Genomic DNA, 26,665 nt, shown 5'->3' with positions numbered 1-26,665 from the left:
CAAGACCGAGGAGAGCAGGGATGGAACGGATCGTGTTGGCGTACTCGGGCGGGTTGGACACGTCGGTAGCGGTCAAGTGGCTCGCCGACCGGTACGACGCGGAGATCGTGGCGGCCACCATCGATCTCGGCCAGGGAAAGGAGCTCGACGACGTGCGCGAGCGCGCCCTCGCGGTCGGAGCGGTGCGCGCACACGTGGTCGACGCCCGTGAAGAGTTCGCGCAGGAGTACATCCTGCCGGCACTCCAGGCCGGGGCCATCTACGAGGGCAAGTACCCCCTCGCGACCGCGCTCGGGCGCCCGCTGATCGCCAAGAAGCTGGTCGAGATCGCGGCGCTGGAAGATGCCGGCATGATCGCGCACGGCTGCACCGGCAAGGGCAACGACCAGGTGCGCATGGACGTGTCGGCGCGGGCCCTGAATCCGGATCTGAAGGTGGTCGCCCCGGCCCGCGTCTGGGGCATGACCCGGCCCGAGGAGATCGCCTACGCGCGCGAGCACGGCATTCCGGTGCCGGCCTCGGTCGACAGTCCCTACAGCACGGACTCGAACCTCTGGGGCAAGTCGATCGAATGCGGCGTGCTGGAGGACCCCTGGCAGGAGCCGCCGGAGGACATCTACACGCTGACGAAGTCGCCGGCCGGCGCTCCCGACGCGCCGGCCTACGTGGAGGTCGAGTTCGAGCGCGGCGTACCGACCCGGGTCAACGGCGTGACGATGCCGCTGACGGAGCTGATCAACTCGCTCGAGACGATCGCCGGCGCGCACGGCGTCGGGCGCATCGACATGGTCGAGAACCGCCTGGTCGGGATCAAGTCGCGGGAGATCTACGAGGCGCCCGCCGCGACCGTGCTGCACGTCGCCCACCGCGAGCTCGAGGCGCTGGTCGTTCCGCGCGATCTCGAGCGGCTGAAGGCCGGCCTGTCCCGCACCTACGCCGATCTCGTCTACGACGGGCTGTGGTTCTCGCCGACGCGCGACGCCATCGACGCCTTCGTCGCCAACGTGCAGCAGCACGTCACCGGCACCGTGCGCCTGAAGCTCTCGAAGGGCGACTGCCGCGTCGTGGGGCGCCGGTCGCCCGCCTCGTTGTACGACACGGCCCTGGCCACCTACGACGAGGGCGACAAGTTCGACCACGAGGCGGCGGAGGGTTTCATCGAGATCTGGGGCCTGCCGGTCGCCAACGCGGCGAGCAAGCGGCGGCGGGCGGCCGGAGCCGGGGCGCCCGCGCCGGCGGGACCTTCCGCGACATGAGCGACGAGCCGCATCTCTGGTCCGGGCGGTTCGACAGTGCCCCCGACGAGGAGGTCTTCCGCTTCCAGGCCTCGTTCGGGTTCGACCGGCGCCTGTTCGACGACGACGTGACGGGGAGCCTGGCGTGGGCCGAGGCGCTGGCCGCCGCCGGCGTGCTCTCGGCCGCCGATGCCGCCGCCATTCGCGAGGCGCTGGTCGAAATCCGGCAGCGCGGCCGGGACGACCCCGCGTTCGTCGCGGGTCCCGACGAGGACGTGCACGCATTCGTGGAGCGGCAGCTCGTCGACCGCCTCGGCGACGTGGGACGCCGGCTCCATACGGGCCGTTCGCGCAACGAGCAGGTCTCGCTGGACCTGCGCCTCTACTTGCGCCGCAGGCTGCCGGTGTTGCAGCGCGCGGTGGTCGCACTGGTCGCCGCGCTGGCGGATCGCGCCGCGGCGGCAGGGCCGGCGATCATGCCGGCGTACACGCACCTGCGGCGCGCCCAGCCGATCCTGGCGGCCCATTTCCTGCTCGCCCACGCCGCGGCGTTCCAGCGCGACCACGCGCGGCTGGAAGCGGCGCGCGGGGAGGCGGACGCGATGCCCCTCGGATCCGGCGCGGTGGCGGGCACGAGCTACGCGGTCGACACCGCCGCGCTCGCCCGGCGGCTCGGGTTCTCCCGCGTGGCGGCCAACAGCATCGACGCGGCGGCGGACCGCGACTTCGTGGCGTCCACGCTGCATGCCTGCGCGCTGACCATGGTGCATGTCAGCCGGCTGGCCGAGGACCTGATCATCTTCAGCGGCGAGGAGTTCGGCTACTTCGAGCTGCACGATCGGGTGGCGACGGGAAGCAGTCTGATGCCGCAGAAGAAGAACCCCGATCCGCTGGAGCTGGTGCGGGGCAAGAGCGGCCGGGTCATCGGACACCTGGCCGGCTGGCTGACCACGATGAAGGGGCTGCCGAGCGGCTACAACAAGGACCTGCAGGAGGACAAGGAGGCGGTCTTCGACGCCGAGGATCAGGTGCTCGGGTCGTTGCGGGCCGCGACCGCGGTGGTGGAGAGCCTGGAGGCGTGTCCCGAGCGCTCCGCGGCCGCGGCCGGCGGCATGCTGCTGGCGACCGACGTCGCCGACTACCTCGTCGATCGGGGCGTGCCGTTCCGCCGCGCGCACGAGATCGTGGGCGGCATCGTGCGCGACCTGCTGGCGCAGGGACGCGAGTTCGAATCGCTGGCGGCGGAGGAATGGCGGGGTTACGACGCCCGTTTCGGCGCCGACACCGGGGCCCGGATCACGAGCCGCGCGTCCGTCGGCCGGCGGCGAACACCACAGTCGACGCGACCCGAGGCGGTCGAGCGGGCGCTGGCCGCGGTACGCGCGTGGGCCGGTGCGCAGCGGGACGGGTAGGCCGTGCGCCGCATCGCGCGGGGCGCGGTTTGCTTGGCGTTCGCCCGCTCTGCTACACTCGGATTCCTGCGCACCGGCTTTATTCGGTCCCGCCTTTTCTAACGGCGTTCTGATTGCTCGGGGGAACCAGATGGGGCAGCGGCAGGTCCGCGAAGGCGACACTGTGGACGACGGTTCGCGCGAAGAGCAGGTGGTTAACCAGGCGGTCGTGGACGCCGGTGACGCCCGAGACGGCGAGCGGGAAGGGTCGGTCCGCCGTCCGTTGATACGGGCCACGCTGAAGCATCCGGACGGGACGCCGCCGCCGCCGCGCGAGCCACCCCTGTTCACGATGCACCAGCAGCCGGGCGGCGACGGCCGGGATGCTTCGCAGGCCAACCGCAAGCCCGGGCGCGGCCGAGGTGCTCAGTCGCGCTCGTTCAACGACCGGGGGCAGACCGGCGGACCGCCGGGCAACAGTCGAGCCTCCGGCAACCAGGCCCAGCCCGACGGGCGTTCCGGCTCCAAGTCGAGGTCGTCCCGGCGCGGGCGTGGCCGTTCCCGGTAGTTGACGGCGCATGGGTGATCTCGCCGGCAAGAACGGCCTGATCGTCGGCGTCGCCAACAAGCGGTCGCTGGCCTGGGCCATCGCCCGGGCCGCGGACGAGGCCGGCGCCCGGCTCACCCTCAGCTACGCCACGGAGCGGTTCGAGTCGAACGCCCGCAAGCTGGCCGACACGCTGGCCGCGCCGCCGCAGCTCGTGGCGTGCGATGTCACGGACGATGCCGCCATCGCGGAGCTGTACCGGCAGGTCGACGAGACCCACGGCGGGCTCGACTTCCTGGTGCACGCGGTGGCGTTTGCCTCGCGGGAGGCAATTTCGGCCCCGTTCCTCGAGACCAGCCGCGCGGATTTCGCACAGTCCCTCGACATCAGCGCCTACTCGCTCGTGGCGCTGGCCCGCGGGGCGGCGCCGCTGATGGAGCGCCGCGGCGGCGGCAGCGTCGTGACGCTCACGTATCTGGGCAGCGAGCGCGTGTTTCCGCACTACAACGTCATGGGCGTCGCCAAAGCGGCCCTCGAGGCGACCGTGCGCTACCTCGCGAACGATCTCGGACCGCGAAACATTCGCGTCAACGCCGTTTCCGCCGGACCCATCAAGACACTCGCCGCTTCGGGAATTCCCGAGTTCAGCCGCATCCTCCAGCACTACCGGGAGAGCGCGCCGCTCGGTCGGACGGTCGACGCCGACGAGGTGGCAGCCGCCGCCCGATTCCTGCTCGGCCCGGGCGCGCGCGGCGTCACCGGCGAGGTGCTGATGGTCGACGGCGGGTACCACGCGACGGGCATGTAGCGTTGCTGATCCGCCGGCTGCGCGGCGCGCTGCTTCGGCTCGCCTTCAACCGGTTCGCCGCCTTCGCCGCGGGACTCGCCTGCGCGGGCGGGGCCGGCTGGCTCGCCATCGTCGACGCCCCCTGGGAGAGCTGGGTGTCGGACGGCCTGGGCCTCGTGGCGGGCGCGACCGGCGCGGCGCTCATCCTGGTCGCCCTCGGCGGCCGGCGTCCGGACTGGGTGGAGTGAGCGCGCACGAGTGCTACCATCCGACCTCGTGCCCCATCGCTCTCCCGGAACCACCGACACCCCTGCCGCCCGGCACCTCGGCGGCAAGCCGATTCGCTACTACCGCCCGCGCGGCGCCGCCGACGTCCGCACGCTGATCGACGACGGGTTCCAGGCCTTCAACGCCGGACGCCTCTCCGAGGCGTGCCACGTCTTCACCGACCGCATGCTGGATCCGGCGCACGACACCACCATCGGCCTGACGCTGGCCGGCGCGCTGACCCCGGCCGGACTCGGCGGCTGCGTCATCGAGCTGATCGACCGCGGTCTCGTCGACTTCGTGATCAGCACCGGGGCGAACCTGTACCACGATCTGCACTACGCCCTGAACTTCACGCTGCACCGCGGGTCGCCGTTCCTCGACGACGTCGAGCTGTACGAGGACGGCGTCATCCGCATCTACGACGTGCTGTTTCCCGCCACCGTGCTGCTCGAGACCGACGCGTACATCCGCGAGTTTCTCGTCCGCTGCGGTCTCGACGGTCCCACCTCGAGCGCCGAGCTGCACTACCGGCTCGGACGGGACCTGCTCGACCGGCGCGCCGAGTGCGAGGACTACTCGGTGGTCGCCAAGGCGGCGGCGGCAGGCGTGCCGGTCTACACGTCGTCGCCGGGAGACAGCTCCATCGGCATGAACGTCGCCTGGCACCGGCTCATGGAGAAGAGCGGGCTGGTCGTCGATCCGAGCCGGGATGTCAACGAGGTGTGCGCCATCATTCTGGCCGCCGAGAAGAACGGCTGCGTGATCCTGGGGGGCGGCTCGCCGAAGAACTTCTACCTGCAGGGCCAGCCGACGCTGTGGGAGGTGTACGGCATCCCGAAGGGCGGCAACGACTACTTCATCCAGATCACCACCGACCAGGTGGTCTGGGGCGGGCTGTCGGGGGCCACCCCGGCCGAGGCGGTGAGCTGGGGCAAGGTGAATCCGGGCGTGCTGCCGGACACCGTCGTCGTCTACGCCGACTCGACCATCGCGTTCCCGCTGTTCTGCGAGTATGCCGTCGGCTCCGAGCGGGGCCGCCGCGAGCGCAAGGGGCTGCTGCACCGGCGCGAGGCGCTGGCCGAGGCGCTCGAGCGGCAGGCGCGGGAAGCACGTGCGGGCGGCGCCGGCTCCTCCGGGGAGTCTGCGCCGTAGAGGGCGCAGAGGAGTCCGCCCGAAGTCGCGCCATCCTCGACCGGCGAGGCCTCCTGTCCGCGCGGAACCATCCCGGCGGCTTCCGCGTCTACCTCTCCAGCGAACCTCGAACCGGGAGGGAAGAGATGCGGGCCACGTCATGGACGGTCGCGGCCGGGATCGCCGCCGGCGCGCTGGCGCTCGGGGGCTGCGTCATCGACGTCGAGGGCTACGAGGCGGTGGAGGCGGAGGAGCACGTCTTCGCTGTCGTCGGCGTGCCGGACGTGGACCTGTCGACCTTCGACGGGCGGATCGAGGTCCGGGGCTGGGACCGTTCCGAGGTGCGCGTCGTCGTCGAGAAGCGGGCGGCGAACCGCGAGCGGCTCGAGGAGATCGAGATCGAGATCGAGCAGAGCGGCGATCGGGTGCGCGTCGCGGCGCGGCGGCGCGATGCGGACGGATTGCGCGTCACCCTGTCGCTGGGAAGCAACTGGCGGGGGGCGCGGCTCATCGCCTCGGTGCCGTACGAGAGCAACCTCCAGGCGCGGACCGACGACGGCCGGATCACGGTCACCGACGTGTCGGGGACCATCGAGGTCTCCACGGACGACGGCCGCATTCGGGGGGCGGGGTTGCACGGCTCCGTGCGGGCGCGAACGGACGACGGGTCGGTGCGGCTCCAGGAGATCGACGGGGACGTTGCGGTGCATTCGGAGGACGGGTCGATCCACGTGTCGGGCGTGCTGGCCGGCCTCGAGGCCTCGACCGAGGACGGCCGGATCGTAATCGGCGCGGCGCCGGGAAGCGTCATGAGCGGCGATTGGGACCTGCAAACCGAGGACGGGCGGGTGTCCGTCGACCTGCCGGATGACTTCAGCGCCCTGCTCGACCTGGCGACCGGCGACGGCCGCATCCGTGTCGACGACCGCTTCGGAGGGAACGCCGGGCGCGGCGCCGAGGCGCTGCGGCGGGTGATCGGCGGCGGCGGTTTCGCGCTGCGGATCCGGACCGACGACGGGTCGATCCGGGTCGGGAGGTCGTGAGGAGCGGGCTCGACGCTTCGACGTCGCGATCCGCAGGGCGCCGCGCCACGTCGAGACGGCGAGCGCGCCGGACGACGTCGAGACCGCGCGGGCGCGCGAGACGCGGCGCGGCGCTCAGACCCCGGTCGCCACGTCGGCCGGCCTGAACACGTAGGACGCCGGGTCCTCGGCGCCCGCCGCCTCGAACGCCTCCAGCCGCTCACGGCACTTGCTGCAGCGCCCGCAGTGGCGGCCGTCCACCGGGTTCATGCACGAGAGCGTCATCTCGAACGGCACCCCGAGTGCGCGCCCGCGGGCGATCACCGCGGCCTTCGAGAGGTTCCGGAACGGCGCGACGATCTCCAGATCGTGGTCCAGGCCTAGCGAGAGCGCCTGCCGCATCGCCGCGAAGAATGCGGGCGTCGCATCGGGAAACGGGTTCCCGGCGAGCGGGCCGAGGACGATGCGGCCGATGCGGTTGACGGCGCACCAGGTGGCGACCTTGGCCAGCAGCAGCACGTTGCGGCCGACCAGATAGACCTCCTCGTCCGCCGTTGCGTAGGCCGGCGGCGTGCCCGCCAGGGCCCAGTGGCTCGGCCGGTAGGTATCGGTCACTGGACAATCCAGGGTCGCGAGCGGGGCGACGCGCCCGGCGAACGGCGGCGCCGCAATCAGACGTTCCGCCAGCCGGCATTCCTCCGTCTCCCACGCGAGGCCGCTGCGTACGTAGACCGGCTGCACGTGCGCGGCGCCGCCGGCCGCCGCGGCCGCCGCCTGCAGCTCGCTCGCCAGCAGCACGGCGCTGTCGAGGCCGGCGGAGAAGAGCACCGCGGTGCGGGAGATCGCCGCGTCCGCGGCTGCCGGCCCCGGAGCGTGCGCGCCGGTCGACGCCGCGCCGTGTCCTTCCGCCTTCCGAAGGTCATCCGCCATGGGCGGACATCCTACCAGCCGGCCTGAACGCGAGCGTGTGCTACGATTCGGCGCTCCATGTACTCGGTCACCAAACGCATCGACTTCTGCTACGGCCACCGCCTCCTGAACTACGACGGCGTCTGCAAGCATCCCCACGGGCACAACGCGGTGGCCGAGGTGGAGGTGCGGACCGAGTCGCTCGACGACCGCCAGATGGTCTGCGACTTCAGCGACATCAAGCGCAGCATCAAGGGCTGGATCGACCGCGAGCTCGACCACAAGATGATCCTCCACCGCGACGACCCGCTCATCGGACCGCTGCGGGAGCTTGGCGAGCCGGTGTTCGTCGCCGAGGAGAACCCCACCGTCGAGCACATCGCCCGCCTCATATTCGAGAAGACCCGCGAGCACGGCTTCCCGGTCGTGAGGGTGACGGTCTGGGAGACCCCGACGTCGTTCGCCACCTACCAGGCGGACGGCGGGGAGGGATAGAGTCCGTCTGCAACCGACCTGCGGCTTGCGTAGCAGCGATGGCAGAAGCTCTGTCCCAGAAGGTACTCGCCCGGATTGATGGCGCCAAGGCGCAATATCACCGTCTGATTCTCGTCGCGGCTCCCAGCGGGTCCGGCAAGACCGAGGCGTTGCGGCAGGTTGCGGCAAGGACAGGGGCCCGGATCGTCAACCTCAACCTGGAGCTGTCGCGCCGGATGCTCGACTTGACCGAGCGCGAGCGGGCGTTGCGGTTGCCGGATCTACTCAACGAGGTTGTGGGCACTGACGAGCCGCTGGCGCTGCTCGACAACGTCGAGCTCTTGTTCGACCCGGCGCTCAGGCAGGATCCGCTACGGCTGTTGCAGGGTGTGTCACGAAACCGTACCATCGTCGCGGCCTGGAACGGGACGCTGGAGAAGGGCTACCTGACCTACGCGGCGCCGGAACACCCGGAACACAGGCGGTACTCCCGGGATGACCGGGGCGACGTGATGGTCGTTTGCCCGGACGTCGCGAGCCCATGAGGTCGGGCATCGTCACCGTACCGGTACCGAGATGAAATACGGCGACCTGATTCAGTTCGAGCCGATCGAGACGGTCGTGCAGCTTCGAGACGCCGACCAGGCGTCGGCGGCGAAGCAGCTCGTGTCGACCTACGTCGTGAGCGCGGAAATGGCGGAGCGGCTCGCGCAGGTCGTGATTCCGCAGATTCAGTTCGAGCGGCCTGCCGACAACAAGGGTTTCCTCGTCGTCGGGAACTACGGCACGGGCAAGTCCCACCTGATGTCGGTCATCTCCGCGATCGCCGAGCGGGCGGATCTCGTCGACTCGGTCAGCCCTCTCGTCGCCGTCGCCGCGCGCCGCATCGCCGGCCGGTTCAAGGTGGCCCGCACCGAGCTCGGCGCCACGACGATGGACTTCCGCGAGTTCGTCTGCTCACAGCTCGAGGGAGCGCTGGCCGGGTGGGGTATCGACTACCGCTTCCCGGCCAGGGACACGATCCCGAATCACAAGAGCGCCTTCGAGGATCTGATGTCGGCGTTCCACGAGCGGTACCCCGACCAGGGGTTGCTGTTCGTGGTGGATGAGCTGCTCGACTACCTCAAGAGCCGCAGGGATCAGGAGCTGGTTCTCGATCTGAACTTCCTCCGCGAGGTGGGTGAGGTCTGCAAGGATCTGCGCTTCCGCTTCGTCGCCGGTCTGCAGGAAGCCATCTTCGACAGTCCCCGCTTCGCCCACGTGGCCGACAGCCTGCGCCGGGTGAAGGACCGCTTCGAGCAGATCCGCATCGCGCGGACCGACGTCAAGCACGTGGTGGCCGAGCGCCTCCTGAGGAAGACGGCCGAGCAGCAGATACGGATCCGGGCCTACCTCCAGCCGTTCACCCGGTTCTACGGCAACATGAACGAGCGACTGGACGAGTTCGTACGGCTGTTCCCGGTCCACCCCGACTTCATCGACACGTTCGAGCGGATCGCGGTGATCGAGAAGCGCGAAGTGCTGAAGACGCTCTCGCTGGCGATGAATCGGATCGTCGAAGACGAGCCGCCTGCCGACAGTCCCGGCCTCATCGCCTACGACGCGTACTGGGGCGCGCTGCGCGAGAACCCGTCGTTCCGCGCGGTGCCGGAGATCAAGGCGGTGATCGACTGCAGCCAGGTGCTGGAGTCCCGCATCGCCCGGGCGTTCACGCGGCCGCAGTACAGGCCGATGGCGCTACGGATTATCCACGCCCTGTCCGTTCACCGGCTCACGCACAACGACATCCACGCGCCGCTCGGGGCCACGCCGGACGAGCTCCGCGACACGCTGTGCCTCTACCAGCCGGGCATCGAAGACCTGGGCGGCGAGCCGGCCGATGACCTGCTCTCGCTGGTCGAGACCGTCCTGCGCGAAATCCATAGGACCGTCAGCGGACAGTTCATTTCGTCCAATGCGGACAACCGCCAGTACTATCTCGACCTCCAGAAGACGGACGACTACGACGCACAGATCGAGAAGCGCGCAGAGTCGCTCGACGACGCGCAGCTCGACCGCTACTACTACCAGGCGCTCACGACCGTCCTGGAGTGCAAGGACGCGACCTACGTGACCGGCTTCCAGATCTGGGAGCACGAGCTGGAGTGGCGGGAGCGCCACGCCTCCCGGCTGGGCTACCTATTCTTCGGCGCGCCGAACGAGCGGTCGACGGCCGTGCCGCCGCGCGACTTCTACCTCTACTTCATCCAGCCCTACGACCCGCCACGCTTCCGGGACGAGAAGAAGGCGGACGAGGTGTTCTTTCGGCTCACGGGACGCGACGACGCCTTCCATCAGGCCCTCAAGGGATGCGCCGCGGCGCTCGATCTGGCATCCCGCGCGTCCGGCCAGGCGAAGAAGGTCTACGAGACGAAGGCGTCCGGCTACCAGCAAGAGTTGGGGAGGTGGCTCCGGGAGCACATGACCACCGCGGTCGAGGTGACGCACCAGGGACGGACCAAGCCGCTCACCGGGTGGGTGAAGGGGAAGCTGGCGACGGAGGGGGCGCAGGTCAACGTTCTGGACGTCGTGAATGCCGTCGGCTCCGCGGCGCTGGGCACTTGCTTCGAGGACGACGCGCCGGGGTACCCGACGTTTCCGGTCTACTGGACCAGGGAGAGTCGTCCGCAGGCCGTGCAGGACGCGCTGCGGTGGATCGCCGGCCCGCGCAAGACCCAGCAGGGAGCCAGGGTCCTCGACGCGCTGGAGCTGCTCGACGGCGACCGGCTCGACCCGAGTCGCTCGCGCTACGCGAAGCATGTTATCGAGATGCTGGCCAACAAGGGTGAGGGACAGGTTCTCAACCGAGGTGAGCTGATCCACACCGTTCATGACGTCGAGTACATGGCGCCGCGCACGTATCGCCTGGAGCCGGACTGGGTGGTCGTCCTGCTGGCGAGCCTCGTCTACGCCGGCGACCTGGTCCTTGCCATTCCCGGCCGGAAGTTCGACGCGACCGACGTCGCGGCGCTTCCCGCCACGCCGCTGACCGACCTCGTCGGCCTGAAGCACGTCGAACGTCCGAAGTCGTGGAACATCCCCGCGCTGACGGCGCTCTTCGAGCTGCTGGAATTGACACCGGGCATGGCGCAACTTGTGGCGCAGGGCAGGGAACAGCCGGTCCAGGAGCTGCACAAGGCCATAGGTGCGCGGGTCAAGCAGTTGGTGCTCGCCCGGCAGGCCCTCCAGACCGGCTTTCAGTTCTGGGGGCGACAGCTCCTCGACGAGTATGCCACCGACGACTTGCGCGGGAAGCTGGATTCGGCCAAGGGCTTCCTCGAATCGCTTCAAGCCTTCACGTCGCCCGGCACGCTCAAGAACTTTCCTTACGGCCGGCAGGAGGTGGAGGCGCAGCGAGTCGGTCTGGACGCGCTCGGAGAGGTCGAAGCCATGCACGCGCTGGTCGGGGACTTCGCGAATGCCGCATCGTATTTCCCCGCCGCGGAGGCGGTGCTTCCTCCGGATCACGAGTGGGTGGGGAAGCTGAAGGACGTGCGTGAGGACCTCGTCGCGCAGTTCCTCGATCCGGCGAAGCGGTCGGCCGCCGGCTTTCGGCAGCAAGCTCGGGCGAAGCTCGACGAACTGAAGCGCGCGTACATCGACGCGTACCTGGCTCTTCACGCGCGGGCCAGGCTCGGGGTCGATGACGACAGGCGAAAGGGCCGGCTTCTCAAGGACGAGCGCCTGCAACAACTGCGGAATCTGGCGACGATCGACCTGATGCCCAGACAGCAACTGACGGACTTCCAGCACCGTCTGGCTGCGCTCAAGAGCTGTTTCGCGTTGACCGAGCAGGAACTGGACGCTGCCGGCGAGTGTCCTCACTGCGCCTTCCGGCCGTCGGCCGAGCCTGTCCAGGCTGAGGCCGGCAACGTGCTTTCCGGGCTGGACGGCGAACTGGACACGCTGATTTCGACCTGGACCGGCATCCTGTTGAACAACCTGGCGGATCCGACGACACGCGACCAGCTTGCGCTGCTCGGGCCCGACCAGCGCAAGCTGGTGCAAGCGTTCATCGCGTCCGGCACGTTCCCCGACGACGCGAGTCGCGACTTCATCGACGCGGTCGCGCAGGTGTTGTCCGGGCTCTCGAAAGTGGTCGTAACCGCTGAGGAATTTCGCCGCGCGCTCTTCCCGAGCGGATCGCCGGCAACGCCTGGCCAACTGAAGAAGCGCTTCGGCGACTATGTCGACGAAAGGGCGAAGGGAATGGACGAGGCGAAGGTGCGGATCGTCATCGAGTAGCCGGCGAGTCGGTGCCCGAGGTGCTCCCGCAAGCCTTCGTTCGCGACCCCCTGGGTTGCCGGCCGCCGAATGGGATTCGGGTAGAATGAATGCTCGATATTCTACTAGGGACCCTGCCATGAGCCTCAACATCAAGAACGAGGAGACGTGTCGGCTCGCCGGCGAGCTCGCCCGGCTGACCGGCGAGACGATGACCGGCGCGATTACGGTCGCGCTACGCGACCGCCTGGAGCGGGAGCAGCGTCTACGGGACGTGGATGTCCGCGTCGAGAAGCTGCTCGCCATCGGGGAACGCTGCGCCAACAGGCTGGATCCGGGGCCGTCGGCCGCGGATCATGGCGACCTTCTCTATGACGAACGGGGGTTGCCCACGTGATCGTCGACACCTCGGCAGTCCTGGCCGTGCTGTTTCGCGAAGCGGACGCCGCGCACTACGCCAGAATCATCGCAACCGCTTCACCTTGCCGGCTGTCAGTGGCCAATCTCCTGGAAGCGTCAGCGGAACATGGTCACTGACCATGTCAGCGGTATGCCTGAGCGGAACATAGTCAGTGACCATGTAATCGCCTTGCGGACCGCTCGCATGCGCAAGGGCCGGGAGGATGAAGGTGGCGGCGAAGAGTGACCCTGTCCCCGAGCTGTTCCGCGAGTCCGCGACGCGCGACTCGGGACCGGTAGAGTGCCTCGGGACGACCTTCGAGTCGGTCGAGGCACGCCGGAAGTACTTCCTCGAGCGCTTGAAGGAGAAGCTGCCGGAACTCCGACGACGGCCCGACTTTCCCGCGGGCAAGGACGAGGACATCCTGCGGCTGTCCGATCCGCCGTACTACACGGCCTGCCCCAATCCGTTCGTGAACCAGTTCGTCGAGCACTACGGCCGGCCCTACGACCCCGACGAGCCGTATCATCGCGAGCCGTTCGCCGTCGACGTCAGTGTCGGGAAGACGGATTCCCTCTACCGGGCGCACGGCTACCACACGAAGGTGCCGCACTTGGCGATTGTGCCGTCGATTCTTCACTACACCCAACCGGGCGACCTCGTCCTCGACGGATTCTGCGGCTCGGGCATGACTGGCGTCGCGGCGCAATGGTGCGGCACGGCGCCGCGTACCTACCGCCGGGCGCTCGAGCAGAAATGGAAGGTCGAGGGACGAGAGCCACCGAGGTGGGGCGCCCGGCGGGTAATCCTCGGCGACCTGTCGCCGGCGGCTACTTTCATTGCCGCCAACTACAACCTTCCCTTCGACGTTTCGGTATTCCGCGAGGCGTCGTCCCAACTGTTGCGGGAGGTCGACGCGGAGATCGGCTGGATGTACGAGACGCTCCACACGGACGGACAGACCAGGGGGCGGATCAACTACACCGTCTGGAGCGAGGTTTTTTCCTGTCCGGACTGCGCGGGCGAAGTAGTGTTTCTGGACGAGGCTCTGGACAGGGATACCAGCCGCACGCGACCTTCTTTTCCCTGTCCGCATTGCGCGGCGACCCTGACCAAGGACAACCTCGTGCGTTTGTTCGAGACGCTCGTCGATCCTGCGTCGGGCCAGCCCTGGAAGCGCATTCGGTTGCGACCCGTCCTTATCGACTACAACGTGGGCGATGTGCGGTACGGAAAGGAACCAGACGCCACCGATCTGCACGTCCTGGAGAGCGTCGCAGGTCTCCCGTTGCCGTCGGAAGTGCCGACCAACGCCTTCCCCATCGACGAGATGTACCACGGATCTCGTCTTGCGCCGAAGGGGTTCACGCACGTGCACCACCTGTTCCCGCCGCGGGCGGCGCATGCGCTGGCAGCGATGTGGCGCCGAGCCCACAGCTGTTCAGATGTAAGGCAGCGTCAGTTGCTACTTTTTTTTGTTGAGCAAGCTATAGCGACGATGTCCGTCTTGAATCGCTTTAGGGCCAACCAGAACTCGCAATCTAATCAAGTATTGAGCGGCGTGTACTACATACCGTCGCAAGTTGCGGAAACATCACCGTGGTACCGACTAGACCGAAAAACCAGACTACTTCCTGAGGCCTTTAGTCTGATGTCAGCGTATGCGAATTGCGCGATTGTCGCCACCAGTGACTGCAGTCACAGCACCTTGCCAGACAATTCTATTGATCACGTGTTTACTGATCCGCCTTTTGGCGAAAATATCTTTTATGCGGATCTCAACTACTTGGTCGAATCCTGGCACGGCATCCGCACCTGCAGCGAGACAGAGGCCATCGTCGACCGGCCAAAGGGCAAGGGAATCGCCGACTACCAGCGCCTGATGCAGCGATGCTTCCAGGCGTATTGCCGCGTCCTGAAGCCCGGCCGGTGGATCACCGTCGTTTTCCACAACTCCAAGAACGCCGTCTGGAACGCCATTCAGGAGGCCATGCTGGCCGCGGGCTTCGTAGTTGCCGACGTCCGTACCCTCGACAAGCAGCAGGGCTCGTACCGGCAGGTCACCAGCACGGCCGTCAAGCAAGATCTGGTGATTTCCGCCTACAAGCCGAACGGCGGATTGGAGGACCGTTTCCGGCTGAAGGCCGGGACCGAAGACGGCGCGTGGGATTTCGTCCGCACCCACATGCGGCAGCTTCCCGTGTTCGTCGCCAGGGATGGGAGTGCCGAGGTGATCGCAGAGCGACAGGGCTACCTCCTGTTCGACCGCATGGTGGCCTTTCACGTGCAGCGCGGTGTGACGGTTCCTCTTTCCGCGACCGAGTTCCAGGACGGCCTCACGCAGCGCTTTCCCGAGCGGGACGGCATGTTCTTCCTCCCCGATCAGGTCGCCGAGTACGACACCAAACGGCTGGGAGCACGGGAGCTCGTTCAACTCGAACTCTTCGTCAAGGACGAGGAATCCGCCATCCAGTGGCTGCGGCAGCAGCTCACGAAGAAGCCCCAGACCTTCCAGGAGATTCATCCGCACTTCATCCGCGAGCTCGGCGGGTGGCAGAAGCACGAGAAGATGATCGAGCTGTCGGAGTTCCTGGCGCAGAACTTCCTCTGCTACGACGGAAAGGGCGAGGTTCCGAGCCAGATCCACGCCTACCTGTCCGGCAACTTCAAGGAACTGCGGAACCTGCCGAAAGATGATCTCGCGCTCCGTGCCAAGGCCAGGGATCGCTGGTACGTTCCGGATTCGCGCAAGGCCGGCGATCTCGACGAGCTGCGGACACGGGGCCTGCTCCGGGAGTTCGACGAGTACCGGCACTCCACGCAGAGACGCCTGAAACTGTTCCGCCTGGAAGCGATTCGCGCCGGTTTCCGGAGGGCATGGCAGGCACGGGATTACGCCACTATCGTGGAGGTCGCGCGCAAGGTTCCGGAGACCGCGCTTCAGGAGGATCCGAAGCTGCTGATGTGGTACGACCAAGCGCTCACGCGCAGCGGAGAGGATGCGTGACAAAAAAAGAAGCGCAGGCCGAGACCACGTGGCCAACGCATGTGATTCGGGCGGGAGCCCATACGTCGAAACTGAACGGTACGGATCCGAAGCCCGACGACCACAAGGAGCACGTTGAGCCGTGGTTGTCGGCTCTGCTTCAGGCCGAGCACCTGAATCTGGTGATAGGTAGCGGCTTGACGACCGCCTTGGCAACGGACGCCGGGGCGCCGACCGTCGAGATGGCGGCGAAGGAAGTGCGGAACACCTACGCCTTCGCGGTACGCGTCGCCGCTGCGAACAGCGCAGAGCGTCTCGGTCGCGGTGATCCAAACATCGAGGATCAGATCCGTGCCGCACGGGAACTTATCGGAGGTCTTCAAATTCTTGCTGACGTGGAAGCACTCGGAGGGAATGGGACGATCCCCGACAGCGTGTCGAAAGAACTCGGCGCATGGCAGGGCGTATTGAACGACACCCTCGTCTCCTTTCTCAAGCAGATTCTCGGCACCGAACGCGGCATCAATCAGGTGCTCACCGATGTTGACGACTCGAAGAAGGCGGACAATGTCCGCCGGTTGCTCGGCGGATTCCTTTTGCCCTTCGCAAGCCGTACTGCGAGTCGAGAGCGGCTGCACATCTTCACTACCAACTACGATCGAGTTGTCGAGCATGGATGCGACCTGCTCGGACTGCGTGTGCTAGATCGGTTCCTCGGCAATCTCAGTCCGGTCTTCCGCTCGTCCCGCCTCGGCGTCGACCTGCACTACAATCCGCCGGGCATCCGCGGAGAACCCCGCTATCTCGAGGGGGTCGTGCGACTCACGAAGCTCCATGGGTCCCTGGATTGGCGTGCCAGGACGGGGCCTTCCGGGCGAGCGGAAGTCCAGCGCTGCGCGCTTCCATTCGGCGCCGCGGAGAGCCACCCGGAGGTTTCCGACTGCCCCGGGGCAAGCGTGCTCGTCTATCCGAACGCCTCCAAGGATGTTGAGACCCTGGAGTATCCGTACGCCGACCTTTTCCGAGACTTCGCCGCGGCGACGTGCCGTCCGAACTCGGTAGTCGTAACTTACGGATACGGTTTCGGGGACGATCACGTCAATCGGGTGCTGTCGGATATGCTCACCATTCCGTCCACGCACCTGGTGATCATATCCTACGATGATGCTGCCGGACGGCTGCGCACCTTCTGTGACCGGGTCGCCAGGGACGTACAGATTACTTTGCTCGTCGGCCCGCATTTTGGCGATCTGTCCACACTGGTCGAGAACTATCTCCCCAAGCCTGCCATCGACCGCGCGACATGGCGCATGATGGATCTGCTGAGACGCCGAGCACGTCCAAGGGCGGACGACCCTGCCCGAACGAATGAGGGGAGTGAAGACGGGATAGATGAACCATGACGTCAGTCGTGCAGAGTATTGGCGACCGGGTCGTAGGCACTGTCGAGGAAGTGTCCGCGGATCGGATCACGGTGCTGCTCGATGTCGACGCTCCGCAGGCGACGGCATTGAACACCGGCAGGCCGACGGGCTTTCCCCGCATCAACAACTACGTTCTCATTCCGAACGAGGGCGGCGCTACTGCCTGTGTGATTTCCTCCGTACGCATTCAACGGTTGTCCTTTCCCATGCGCAAGGGAATGCAAAAGGACTTCGGCCTCATCGACTTGCCGTTTCCAGCGCGGGTGATGAGCTTGACACCACTCGGGACCTTGAAGGTTCGGTCCGAGGGTGAGGATTACTCCTTTGAGGTTCGACGCGGCGTGGATGTGTTTCCGTCGGTTGGCGATCCGGTTCTTCTTCCCGGGGCCGAACAGCTCCGCGCGATCGTCGAGGGAGAGGCCCGCGCATCCCAGCGGATCCTGATCGGACGCTGCCCGACGGCCGGGCGCGCGCCGGTACACGTTGATCCGGACAAACTGTTCGGGAGACATCTGGCGGTTCTCGGAAACACGGGTGCAGGAAAGTCCTGCTCGGTGGCGGGTCTCATCCGCTGGTCGCTGGATGCGGCCCGGAGAGCGCGGGAAGAGGAGACTGATGGGGGCGGCGAGGCCCCCAACCCCGTGCCGAATGCCCGCTTCATCGTGCTCGATCCGAACGGAGAGTACGCTCGGGCCTTCGGCGGTTTCGGCGTGCGGTTGTTTCGTGTGAAGCCGGGAACCGATGGTGGAACCGACGACCAGCCGCTCCAGGTCCCTGCCTGGTTGTGGAACGGGGCCGAGTGGGCTGCTTTCTCCGGGGCCGCACCGGGTGTGCAGCGGCCGGTGCTTTTTGATGCACTGCGGCGAGCGCGATCTGGCCTCGGACCACCGGACGCGTTCGAGACGAAAGCGAAGGGTCGAGCGAAACGATATCGGAATCGGCTGAACGTGATTGTCCAGAGCGGTGATTACCAAGGACGTGGCAAGCGGGAGGATGTAGCCGGGGTTCTCCTGAATGTCCACAAGGACTTTGAGGACCTTGTCGGCGATCCGGACTGTCCAGAGAATCTGCGGGTAGTGTTGCGGGCGGCGGCTGCGACAGCGCAGAACCTGGAGGAGGGAGCCCGGTCGGGTCAGCGAGACGGTGGGCACTGGCACAACGACTTCGCCGAGGCGGAGATCGAAACGGTAATCCAGCGGCTGCAAGAAGTGGCGGTGGCATTGGGTCTGCCGGATGATGGCGGAGTCGTGGATGAGGACACTCCGCGGCCATTCTCGGTGGACGAGCTACCCGGCTATGTGGATGCGCTTGCGGCTGGTCAGTCCGGCCGCGACGTGGCGCAGTTCGTCGACACGTTGAGCCTTCGGATTCGGGGTCTTCTTGCGCAAGGCCGCCTGGCGTCCGTCTTGCGACCGGACGAAACGGTGCCGATCACGCTGGAGGAGTGGCTCACAAGCTATGTCGGGGCGGATCAAGCGAAGAACGGATCGATCGCTGTGATCGATCTGTCTCTTGTTCCATCCGAAGTGATCCACATCGTCGTCAGCGTTCTCGGTCGCATGGTCTTCGAGGCGGTCCAGCGGTATCGGCGTGATGGGGGACAGGAGCTTCCCACTACGCTGGTGCTCGAGGAGGCGCACACGTTTGTGCATCGGGAGTTGACGGGTGAGACGGCGTCGGCCGCCGGCAAGGCCTGCGCCAGGGTTTTCGAGAAGATCGCGCGTGAGGGCCGGAAGTTCGGCCTGGGCTTGGTTCTGGCGTCGCAGCGTCCATCGGAGGTTTCACCGACCGTCCTTTCCCAGTGCAACACGTTTCTGCTGCACCGGCTTGTCAACGACCGCGACCAGGAGTTGGTGAAACGCCTTGTCCCGGACGGTCTCGGTCCCCTCCTGCGGGAACTTCCGAGCCTTCCGACACGGCGGGCGATACTGCTCGGCTGGGCGGCGCCGGCTCCGATCCTGGTCGAGGTGGAGGAGATTGCAGCGGAGTTTCGACCGCATTCACCGGATCCGGCGTTCTGGGACGTCTGGACCGGAGCAGAACAGCGCGACATCAACTGGAAGAAGATCGCTCGATCTTGGCAAGGACTTGATCCGGAGCCACCGGAGCCTGGGCAGGGTGGCGATGAGCCTACGACCGGCGCGAACGATGACAACTGAGGCGATGGACGACCCGGTACGAATCGGGGAATCGAATCGCGGGCAGGTGTTCCGGTCGGGGGACTGGGCGTGGAGCGTCGACCACGAGCAGATTGCTCGGGTGGTCGAAACGCAGACCTTGTGGGGCGACTCGATCTGTCGCGTGTGGATTCCAGCGAAGGACGCGGTCGTCCGGGTGCGATCGAACCGGCTTCAGTCGGTCGGAGGGAGCGCGCAGGGTAGTTCGGTTTGGCTGTCGTACGTCGTTGCGGCCGCGCGGGTTTCGGACACGCTGACCGGGGATTCGCTGTTGGCACCCATTGACGCGCCGGTCAGTCCGTTGCCGCATCAGGTTCGCGCCCTGCGACGTGCGGTGGCCGATGATCGCGTCCGCTACCTGCTGGCGGACGAGGTCGGCCTGGGCAAGACAATCGAGGCGGGGCTCATCATGCGGGAGCTCAAGCTGCGCGGCATGGTGCGCCGGACATTGGTCGTAGCGCCGAAGGGGCTCGTGACGCAGTGGATCGCGGAGATGCGGACGCACTTCGACGAGGACTTCAGGCTCTTCAGCCCGAGTGACTTTCAGGCGTTCCGACGCATCGCGCCCACCGACAACGTCTGGCGGACGTGGGATCAGGTTGTCTGCTCCATCGATTCGGTCAAGCCGCTAGATGTCAGGCGCGGATGGTCGCGCGAGCGGGTGGCGGAGCACAACGACGACCGTTTCGAGGGCTTGATGACGGCTGGCTGGGACCTGATTGTCGTCGACGAGGCACACAGGCTCGGCGGCAGCACGGATCAGGTCGCCCGGTACAGGCTAGGCTGGGGGCTGGCGCATGCGGCGCCGTATCTCCTGTTGCTGTCGGCGACGCCGCATCAGGGCAAGACGGACGCCTTCCACCGGCTGATGTCGCTGGTCGACGAAGAGGCCTTCCCGGATCCCGCGAGCATTTCGCGTGAGCGGGTGCGCCCGTTCGTGATTCGGACGGAGAAGCGTCATGCCGTGGACACGGATGGACGTCCATTGTTCAAGCCGCGTAACACGCGACTCGAGCCGATCGCCTGGGAGGCCCGGCACGGCCGCCAACGTTCCCTCTACGAAGCGGTTACCGAATACGTACGCGCGGGCTACAACCAGGCCCTGCGCGAGAAGAAGAGCCATGTCGGCTTTCTGATGATCCTGATGCAGCGTCTGGTCACGTCGTCGACGCGCGCCATCCGAACTACGTTGGAGCGTCGGCTCGACGCGCTGCAGGGACCGGACGAACAACTCCTGCTTTTTCCTGATCTGTCCGAGGAGGAGTGGGCGGACCTCGACGGCCAGGAGCAGATGGACACGTTGCTCACGGCCCGGCTGGCGGCACTCAAGGACGAACACGCCGAGGTCAAGTTGCTGCTCGACGCGGCCCGGGGCACGGAGGCGGCCGGCCCGGATGCGAAAGCGGAAGCCTTGCTGGACTGGATCTACCGCCTGCAACAGGAAGAATCGGATCCGGATCTGAAGGTGCTCGTCTTCACCGAGTTCGTGCCCACGCAGGAGATGCTGCGGGAGTTTCTTGCCGACCGGGGCTTCTCGGTCGTCTGCCTCAACGGATCGTTGGGGATGGACGAGCGGGAGAACGCGCAGCAAGCATTCGCCGGCAACGCGCGGATCCTGGTCTCGACGGACGCTGGCGGCGAGGGGTTGAACCTGCAGTTCTGCCACGTGGTGATCAACTACGACATCCCGTGGAACCCGATGAAGCTCGAGCAGCGCATCGGACGGGTAGACCGCATCGGCCAGGCGCATGCCGTCCGCGCGGTCAACTTCGCGATCCAGGACACGGTTGAGCACCGCGTGCGCGAGGTTCTGGAAGAGAAGCTGGCCGTCATCCTGCATGAGTTCGGCGTCGACAAGACGGGTGACATCCTGGATTCGGCGCTGGCCGGGCAGCTCTTCGACAACCTGTACGTCGAAGCGATTCTCCGGCCCCAGGCGCTCGATGCCGGGGTCGAAGCGGCGGTGGAAGCGGTCAGGGATCAGGGGCGGGCTGTCTGCGACAACGTGGCCATTCTCGGAGGTGCAGATAATGTCGATCCCGGAGAGGCGCGAAATCTGGTGACCCACCCGCTGCCCCACTGGGTGGAACGGATGACCGTCAGTTACGTGCAGGCACACGGCGGCGCCGCGGAACGGAACGATCTTGCGTGGAAGCTGATCTGGCCTGACGGAAAGCGTGAAGGGCCAGTCGTGTTCTCGGTCGCCGACGCGGAACGATTGCCCTCCGCAAGACATCTCACGCTGCAGGAGCCGCGCCTCCGCGGACTGGCGACACGGATTCCGCCCTTCGCTCCCGGGCAACCGATCCCGTGTCTTGTTCTGACGGAGCTGCCGTCGGAGGTCCGGGGATTCTGGTCGCTGTGGCGGATCGCGCTCCATGCACCGGAGGAGAGTCGGCACCGCGTCATGCCGCTCTTCAGGCATGAAGACGGTCGTGTCCTTGCCCCCACAGCCCGGTTCGTGTGGGACCGGATGCTGGCCGACCAGCCGTCTGTGCATGAACATGTCGAAGGCGATGCGGCGGTCGAGGCGTTCGACCGTGTTCAGGAATCAGCCCGCGAGAATGGTCAGCCCATGTACGAGGAGCTGGTTCAGGCACACCGCGTCCGGCGCGCCGCCGAACGCGAGAAAGGAGACTACTCGTTTGCGGCTCGGCGCTCGACCATCGAGCGAATCGGGTTGCCGACGGTGCGCGATCATCGCCTGACGCAGCTTGAGACGGAGCAGCAATCCTGGCGGGACCGACTCGATCGCGCCGCCGACACCAGCCCGGAGCTCGTTCCGCTCCTGCTCGTGCATGTCGAGGGAAGGAGCGGCGGTGAATAACTGGCGCGATGAGATTCTGAAGAAGTTCACGCCGGGGGTTGATCGCCTCACGGTCGTCGCGGACCCCGATGGGCTTCTGCAGGAGGAGGCCATCCTCGAGACGCTCCAGGCGCGGGGTTTCGAGCTGGTTTCCTTCGAGGATCGCATCGCCTTCCGGTTCTTCTACGAGTCCCGCTACCGATCACACCGGGACCGCGGCGATCTGGCGGATCTGGTCGTCGCGGTCCGAGGTGACGCATCGGACCTGCGTGCAGTTCCCTACGACGTGCTGCAGGCGGGCCACCAGATCTCGTTCCAGCTCGGCGACCTGTTCCCGAAGCTGAGCGGTTCGGTCGTCAATGCGTTGGACCGGAGCGATCTCGATTGCCTGTACGCGGCCCAGGCGCGAGAGCCGCCGGCACGTCGCCTCGGCGAGGCGCAGACCGAGGCGTTCGTGCTTCGGCACCTGTTCCGGTTCACGCCCGAGACGATCAAGGCGGCATCGGATCTGCTCCGCTTCTTGTTGCGCCGCCACTACCGCAGACTCCGACTGCCGCGGATTCTGGAACACCGCCTCATTCGGGAGCTTCGCAAGGACCCCGTGTTCGAGCGGTGGCCATTGGCGCAGATCGTTCCGGATCGCCAGGCGTTCTTCGCATTTCTCCAGGAGCGCTGGCCGATCTTTCTTGATCGGCAGACCTCTGGAGCGGTCGCGCTGCATGAATCGACGGAGCGGTACGGGCTTGCGTTCCGCGGCCCGGCCGAGATCCCATTCGATCACCCCGACGTGCGGGTCTACATCGACAACCTGTTCCTGGAAGGTGTGCTCCGGCCGATTGCGCATCCGGGCGGGGAGGAAGTGGTGGGTTCGTGGGCGTTGGCCGGTATCGAGATCGACCCAAAGGCGCATCGCAAGCGCCGGCTCGACAGGTTGCTGAAATCCATCGAGGAGACGATTCCGAAAGACGTGGCGTCACACCAAGTGTGGCTCGCATTCGCGCCACGCTGGGCGCAGGTGAACGCGCTCGTCTTCGGTGACGCGGGTACGCTGGACGGGAACGCTCTGGAACGGTACCGCAGCATCCGCGATCGGATCGACGAGGCGTTTACCGCCTGGATCCGGCAGCGCTTCGAGACGTTGCACAATCTGCCACCGTCGCCGCCGGTGATGATCCACCAGATTCCCCGGTTGCTCGCGCGGCGTCTGCAGGAATCCAGGGACGGGAAGGTAGCGCTCGTCGTGATGGACGGGCTGGCGCTCGACCAGTGGGTGGTGGTTCACGAGCTGCTCGCGCAACAGCGACCAGGGTTGCGGTTCCGGGAGGAGAGCCTGTTCGCCTGGATCCCCACGCTGACCATGGTGTCCCGACAGGCCTGTTTCACGGGCCGCCCGCCGCTGTACTTCGCAACCAGCATCGACGGCACGGACCGTGAGCCGTCCGCGTGGAAGCGGTTCTGGGGAGACGAAGGCCTGCCCCCCATCGAGGCGGTCTACGAAAAGAACCTGCGCGACCCCGCGGACGTCGGGCGCGTTGAGGAACTCGTGTCTCATCCCCGTGCCCGCGCCGTGGGCCTGGTGGTCGACGTCGTGGATCGGATCATGCATGGCATGACGCTTGGAAGCGCAGGGATGCACAACCAAGTCGAGCTGTGGACTGAGAGCAGAACGCTGGCGGGTTTGCTCGACACGCTCCTCGACCGAGGATTCGCCGTCTTCCTGACGTCGGACCACGGAAACGTGGAAGCCCGCGGTTGCGGGGCGCCGAGGGAGAAGTCGCTCGCGGAGTTGCGAGGCCAACGTGCACGCATCTACCGTGATCGGGGTCTGCGTTCGCGGGTCGCGACCCGGTTTCCGGATGCGATTGAATGGCCGACGACCGGACTGCCCGAGGACTACTTTGCGCTGCTGGCCCCCGGGCGCCGGGCATTCGTTCGCGGGTCGGAACGTCCGGTGGCCCATGGCGGTATCACCCTGGAAGAAGTCGTCGTACCCTTCGTCGAGATCGAGCGGAAGTGATGTCCGGTACGACGCGCCGCATCATCGGGTTCGACCGGAAGGTCCGCTTGCGCTGGCTTGACGCCACAGCCGAGTGGACCATGCAGGGACTTTCCACGCCGGAAATTCGTGCACAGCTCGAACGACTCCTCGACGGACAGGTGGCCGGCGAAGGTCCTCACAGCGCGCGGGGCAAGACGATGACCGTTCTGCTGCACGTCTGGATGGCCGTGCCCGCCGCTGCCGTGCCGCTTCGCGACGACGCGCTCGCGCTGTTGCGCGGCCGAACCGGACGTGACCGGCTTCCGCTGCACTGGGGCATGTGCCTGGCGACCTACCCGTTCTTCCGTGACGTGGCGGCAACGACCGGCAGGCTGCTGGCTCTCCAGGGGGAGGCGTCCCTGTCGCAGATCGTGCGGCGCGTGGCGGAGTCCTGGGGGGAACGGAGCACGCTGACGCGCGCCGTGCAACGGGTCGTCCGGTCGTTCGTCGAGTGGGGCGTTCTCGCGGAGAGCGGCGACCGCGGAATCTTCTCGCCCGCGGCGAAGGTCGTCGTGTCCGGCGATGGGATCGTCCCGTGGCTGGTGGAAGCCGGCCTGGTGAGTCGCGGATGCCGGGAATATCCGTTGCGCGGGCTCGTCGATGGGGTTTCGTTCTACCCGCTCGACCTGGCGCTGTCCGTCGGAGACGTCAGCCGCAGTCCTCGGTTGGATCTCTGCCGGCAGGGACTCGACGAGGACGTTGTGGTGCTCAAGGGGATGGGTGGATGAGGCCAGGCGACGTCGAACCTCGGCGACTGCCTCGCCTACGCGCTGGAGAAGACCACCGGCGAGTCGCTGCTGTTCAAGGGCGACCACTTCGCTCAAACCGACATCGAAGCGGCGTGGTCGGACAGGATGCGAATCGCCTCGGAGTGACGGCATGACGCAGGACGAGCTGATCGAGCTGCTTCGCAAGCACGAATGGCGCGACGTCGAGTTCAAGGAGGCGCAACGCAAGGTGCCCCGCGACGCATACGAGACGGTTTCCGCGTTCGCGAACACGGAGGGCGGGCATCTCGTGTTCGGCGTGCGCGAGAGCGGCCAGGAGATGGAAATCGTCGGCGTGCTCGACGTCGACAAGGTGCAGAACGAGTTCCTCTCGACGTTACGGCAGCCGGACAAGATCAGCGTCGTGGTCGACGTTGATGAGGATCTGCACAAGCACGATGAATCGGCCCTGCTCGTCTTCTACGTGCCAGAAGTGCATCGTTCGCAGAAGCCCGTTTTTCTGAACGGCGACATTCGCCGCGCCTTCGTGCGTAGCGGTGGCAGCGACGTACGCTGCTCGGACCGGGAGCGCAACGGGTTCCTGATCGACGCGGCGGCCGAGCGTCCCGACGGTCGGGCCGTCGACCTGAATCCCGCCAGTGCATTCGACCCGGATGCCATCCGTTGGTACCGGGCGGTGTACGAGGCAAGGCCCGGGAACCGTTCGTGCGCCGCGATGTCCGACGTGGACTTCCTGGCCGAGATGGGCCTGCTGGTCGAGCAGGGAGGCCGGCGGCTTCCGACGCGCGCTGCCATTCTGATCTTCGGGACGAATCCGGCCTTTCGGCAACTGCTGCCGCGTCCCGTGGTGGACTGCCAGCGGTTCACCGCGATTCGGGACGACGCAGACACCGGCGAGCGCTGGTTCGACCGTCTCGTTCTCGACGAGAACCTCATCCGTACGTGGCGCTCCCTCATCGACTGGTACGAGAAACTGGCGGATCATCCGTTCCGGCTGGACCCTGCGACGCTACGCCGGGACGACACGCCGCCGGACTACCGGGCCTTTCGCGAATCGATGATCAACCTGATCATGCACCAGGACTACTCCGATCACTCGCGCAAGGCGGTCATCCGGTACTATGCGGACCAGACGGTCTTCTGGAACCCGGGAGACGCATTCGCCGCGGACACGGATCTGCTCGAACCGGGCGAAAGAGAGGTGCGCAACCCGCGTATCGTGCTCGCGTTCCGCCGCATCGGCCTCAGCGAGCATGCCGGGTGGGGCTTGCGCGACGTGTTCCGGAACTGGCAGCAGTTGGGACATGTGCCGCCACTGATTCTGAGCGACAGGCGGCGCAAGAGCTTCGAGCTGGTGCTGAAGAAGGAGGAATTGCTCTCTGAACAACAGCTCTTGTTCCAGGGACAGCTCGGTGTCCGCCTCACGGACGACGAGGCCCGGACCGTCGCTATCGCGTGCCGTCAACAGCACCTGACGCTTTCGCAAATCAAGGCGGTGACGGGGCTTTCCGGCCCGAAAGCGACCGCCGTCGCAGACCGGTTGGTCACACAGGTGCTGCTGGAACGCGCCGGCGACCGTTACGTCATGGCCGGCCACCTGCGTGCGCGACTCGCGCAAGCCAACGTCGGCAGCGATTCGGCTTCGGCGCCTTCCACCGCAGCCGCTGATCGCGACAACTCCACGACCGCGGAGTCGCCCACGGCAGGAGACGGTCCGACATCGTCGATGCCATCCGCTGCCTCGGCGAAACTGTTGACCACGCTCTCGGCGACCCAATGGCGGATTGTCGAACTCTGTGACGTTCCCCGCCGCCTCGCCAACGTCATGGTAGCGATCGGCGAGACCGACCGCAGCCTCTTCAGGACACAGCACGTCGATCCGTTGCTGGAAGCCGGCATCCTGCGCATGACGATTCCGGGCAAGCCGACCGCGGCGGCTCAGCGCTATGTTCTGACTGAAGCCGGAGCCGCGCTCAAGGCCGCCCGACTCGGCAGACCGGAAAACGAACGACGTGGCCAGCCATAGTCCGGCGCCCGATCTCCTGTCGGAGTCCGCCGCACCCGGCGAAGCGGCACG

Annotated in this window: 20 protein-coding genes and 1 pseudogene; 20 read left to right on the top strand and 1 reads right to left on the bottom strand. The window is 66.7% G+C overall.

The window, feature by feature from the left end; translation table 11 throughout:
• Window positions 1–20: 20 nt before the first annotated feature.
• From F4X11_15910 to F4X11_15880, 7 genes are all read left to right on the top strand, one after another.
• On the top strand, window positions 21–1,256 hold the full coding sequence (locus F4X11_15910; protein MYN66493.1) for an argininosuccinate synthase: 1,236 nt from the start codon (window positions 21–23) through the stop codon (window positions 1,254–1,256).
• Window positions 1,253–2,647, top strand: a complete 1,395-nt coding sequence (argH, locus tag F4X11_15905; protein MYN66492.1) for an argininosuccinate lyase — start codon at window positions 1,253–1,255, stop codon at window positions 2,645–2,647. The genes F4X11_15910 and argH overlap by 4 nt, the downstream gene beginning before the upstream one ends.
• A gap of 130 nt (window positions 2,648–2,777) precedes the next feature.
• Window positions 2,778–3,194: a hypothetical protein gene (locus F4X11_15900; GenBank protein ID MYN66491.1), complete on the top strand. Its 417-nt coding sequence runs from the start codon at window positions 2,778–2,780 to the stop codon at window positions 3,192–3,194.
• Between the two features lie 10 nt (window positions 3,195–3,204).
• Window positions 3,205–3,981 carry an enoyl-ACP reductase gene (locus F4X11_15895; GenBank protein ID MYN66490.1) on the top strand — a complete coding sequence of 259 codons (777 nt, stop codon included), beginning with the start codon at window positions 3,205–3,207 and terminating at the stop codon, window positions 3,979–3,981.
• A gap of 2 nt (window positions 3,982–3,983) precedes the next feature.
• Window positions 3,984–4,208: a hypothetical protein gene (locus tag F4X11_15890; GenBank protein MYN66489.1), complete on the top strand. Its 225-nt coding sequence runs from the start codon at window positions 3,984–3,986 to the stop codon at window positions 4,206–4,208.
• A 10-nt stretch (window positions 4,209–4,218) separates the two neighbouring features.
• On the top strand, window positions 4,219–5,382 hold the full coding sequence (locus F4X11_15885; protein MYN66488.1) for a deoxyhypusine synthase: 1,164 nt from the start codon (window positions 4,219–4,221) through the stop codon (window positions 5,380–5,382).
• Window positions 5,383–5,507: 125 nt separating this feature from the next.
• Window positions 5,508–6,404 carry a DUF4097 domain-containing protein gene (locus F4X11_15880; GenBank protein MYN66487.1) on the top strand — a complete coding sequence of 299 codons (897 nt, stop codon included), beginning with the start codon at window positions 5,508–5,510 and terminating at the stop codon, window positions 6,402–6,404.
• A 114-nt stretch (window positions 6,405–6,518) separates the two neighbouring features.
• On the opposite strand, the gene F4X11_15875 is transcribed toward F4X11_15880, so the two are convergent.
• Window positions 6,519–7,445: a 7-cyano-7-deazaguanine synthase gene (locus F4X11_15875; protein ID MYN66486.1), complete on the bottom strand. Its 927-nt coding sequence runs from the start codon at window positions 7,443–7,445 to the stop codon at window positions 6,519–6,521.
• On the opposite strand from F4X11_15875, the gene F4X11_15870 reads away from it, so the two are divergent.
• The 13 genes and pseudogenes from F4X11_15870 to F4X11_15810 all read left to right on the top strand — a co-directional run bounded on the left by F4X11_15870 (window position 7,371) and on the right by F4X11_15810 (window position 26,614).
• Window positions 7,371–7,787, top strand: coding sequence for a 6-carboxytetrahydropterin synthase (locus tag F4X11_15870; protein MYN66485.1), 417 nt, complete (start codon window positions 7,371–7,373; stop codon window positions 7,785–7,787). The two genes, F4X11_15875 and F4X11_15870, sit on opposite strands and share 75 nt — an antisense overlap.
• 38 nt (window positions 7,788–7,825) lie before the next feature.
• Entirely contained in the window at window positions 7,826–8,311 is a 486-nt protein-coding gene (brxF, locus tag F4X11_15865) for a BREX-3 system P-loop-containing protein BrxF (protein ID MYN66484.1), read from the top strand.
• Window positions 8,312–8,342: 31 nt separating this feature from the next.
• On the top strand, window positions 8,343–12,050 hold the full coding sequence (locus F4X11_15860; GenBank protein ID MYN66483.1) for an ATP-binding protein: 3,708 nt from the start codon (window positions 8,343–8,345) through the stop codon (window positions 12,048–12,050).
• Between the two features lie 118 nt (window positions 12,051–12,168).
• Window positions 12,169–12,426, top strand: a complete 258-nt coding sequence (locus F4X11_15855; GenBank protein ID MYN66482.1) for a protein transcription factor — start codon at window positions 12,169–12,171, stop codon at window positions 12,424–12,426.
• A complete protein-coding gene (locus tag F4X11_15850; protein MYN66481.1) occupies window positions 12,423–12,566 on the top strand; it encodes a type II toxin-antitoxin system VapC family toxin in 144 nt (47 codons plus the stop codon). Before F4X11_15855 ends, F4X11_15850 begins: the two co-directional genes overlap by 4 nt.
• An 86-nt stretch (window positions 12,567–12,652) precedes the next feature.
• Window positions 12,653–15,436 carry a site-specific DNA-methyltransferase gene (locus F4X11_15845; protein ID MYN66480.1) on the top strand — a complete coding sequence of 928 codons (2,784 nt, stop codon included), beginning with the start codon at window positions 12,653–12,655 and terminating at the stop codon, window positions 15,434–15,436.
• A complete protein-coding gene (locus F4X11_15840; GenBank protein MYN66479.1) occupies window positions 15,433–16,818 on the top strand; it encodes a fibronectin-binding protein (FBP) in 1,386 nt (461 codons plus the stop codon). The genes F4X11_15845 and F4X11_15840 overlap by 4 nt, the downstream gene beginning before the upstream one ends.
• Window positions 16,815–18,998: a DUF87 domain-containing protein gene (locus F4X11_15835; protein ID MYN66478.1), complete on the top strand. Its 2,184-nt coding sequence runs from the start codon at window positions 16,815–16,817 to the stop codon at window positions 18,996–18,998. The genes F4X11_15840 and F4X11_15835 overlap by 4 nt, the downstream gene beginning before the upstream one ends.
• Before the next feature lie 4 nt (window positions 18,999–19,002).
• Entirely contained in the window at window positions 19,003–21,843 is a 2,841-nt protein-coding gene (locus F4X11_15830; protein MYN66477.1) for a helicase, read from the top strand.
• Window positions 21,836–23,839 carry a BREX-3 system phosphatase PglZ gene (pglZ, locus tag F4X11_15825; protein MYN66476.1) on the top strand — a complete coding sequence of 668 codons (2,004 nt, stop codon included), beginning with the start codon at window positions 21,836–21,838 and terminating at the stop codon, window positions 23,837–23,839. Before F4X11_15830 ends, pglZ begins: the two co-directional genes overlap by 8 nt.
• Window positions 23,839–24,588, top strand: a complete 750-nt coding sequence (locus F4X11_15820; protein ID MYN66475.1) for a hypothetical protein — start codon at window positions 23,839–23,841, stop codon at window positions 24,586–24,588. The genes pglZ and F4X11_15820 overlap by 1 nt, the downstream gene beginning before the upstream one ends.
• 15 nt (window positions 24,589–24,603) lie before the next feature.
• Window positions 24,604–24,735 (top strand): annotated as a pseudogene (locus F4X11_15815) (type II toxin-antitoxin system VapC family toxin).
• A 4-nt stretch (window positions 24,736–24,739) separates the two neighbouring features.
• On the top strand, window positions 24,740–26,614 hold the full coding sequence (locus tag F4X11_15810) for an AAA family ATPase (GenBank protein MYN66474.1): 1,875 nt from the start codon (window positions 24,740–24,742) through the stop codon (window positions 26,612–26,614).
• The last annotated feature ends 51 nt before the right edge of the window (window positions 26,615–26,665 follow it).

Source organism: Acidobacteriota bacterium, assembly GCA_009861545.1.
Classification (GTDB): domain Bacteria; phylum Acidobacteriota; class Vicinamibacteria; order Vicinamibacterales; family UBA8438; genus WTFV01.
The sequence above is the reverse complement of the archived record's forward strand: the minus strand, read 5'-3'. Positions and strand labels throughout refer to the sequence as shown.

What these genes read in the sequence shown, in the direction of transcription:
- F4X11_15895 (MYN66490.1), top strand. Translation starts at nt 3,205, where the DNA reads ATGGGTGATCTCGCCGGCAAGAACGGCCTGATCGTCGGCGTCGCCAAC.
- F4X11_15870 (MYN66485.1), top strand. Translation starts at nt 7,371, where the DNA reads ATGTACTCGGTCACCAAACGCATCGACTTCTGCTACGGCCACCGCCTC.
- brxF (MYN66484.1), top strand. Translation starts at nt 7,826, where the DNA reads ATGGCAGAAGCTCTGTCCCAGAAGGTACTCGCCCGGATTGATGGCGCC.
- F4X11_15875 (MYN66486.1), bottom strand. Translation starts at nt 7,445, where the DNA reads ATGCTTGCAGACGCCGTCGTAGTTCAGGAGGCGGTGGCCGTAGCAGAA.
- F4X11_15835 (MYN66478.1), top strand. Translation starts at nt 16,815, where the DNA reads ATGACGTCAGTCGTGCAGAGTATTGGCGACCGGGTCGTAGGCACTGTC.
- F4X11_15860 (MYN66483.1), top strand. Translation starts at nt 8,343, where the DNA reads ATGAAATACGGCGACCTGATTCAGTTCGAGCCGATCGAGACGGTCGTG.
- F4X11_15910 (MYN66493.1), top strand. Translation starts at nt 21, where the DNA reads ATGGAACGGATCGTGTTGGCGTACTCGGGCGGGTTGGACACGTCGGTA.
- F4X11_15820 (MYN66475.1), top strand. Translation starts at nt 23,839, where the DNA reads ATGTCCGGTACGACGCGCCGCATCATCGGGTTCGACCGGAAGGTCCGC.
- F4X11_15900 (MYN66491.1), top strand. Translation starts at nt 2,778, where the DNA reads ATGGGGCAGCGGCAGGTCCGCGAAGGCGACACTGTGGACGACGGTTCG.
- argH (MYN66492.1), top strand. Translation starts at nt 1,253, where the DNA reads ATGAGCGACGAGCCGCATCTCTGGTCCGGGCGGTTCGACAGTGCCCCC.
- F4X11_15855 (MYN66482.1), top strand. Translation starts at nt 12,169, where the DNA reads ATGAGCCTCAACATCAAGAACGAGGAGACGTGTCGGCTCGCCGGCGAG.
- F4X11_15810 (MYN66474.1), top strand. Translation starts at nt 24,740, where the DNA reads ATGACGCAGGACGAGCTGATCGAGCTGCTTCGCAAGCACGAATGGCGC.
- F4X11_15830 (MYN66477.1), top strand. Translation starts at nt 19,003, where the DNA reads ATGGACGACCCGGTACGAATCGGGGAATCGAATCGCGGGCAGGTGTTC.
- F4X11_15880 (MYN66487.1), top strand. Translation starts at nt 5,508, where the DNA reads ATGCGGGCCACGTCATGGACGGTCGCGGCCGGGATCGCCGCCGGCGCG.
- F4X11_15845 (MYN66480.1), top strand. Translation starts at nt 12,653, where the DNA reads ATGAAGGTGGCGGCGAAGAGTGACCCTGTCCCCGAGCTGTTCCGCGAG.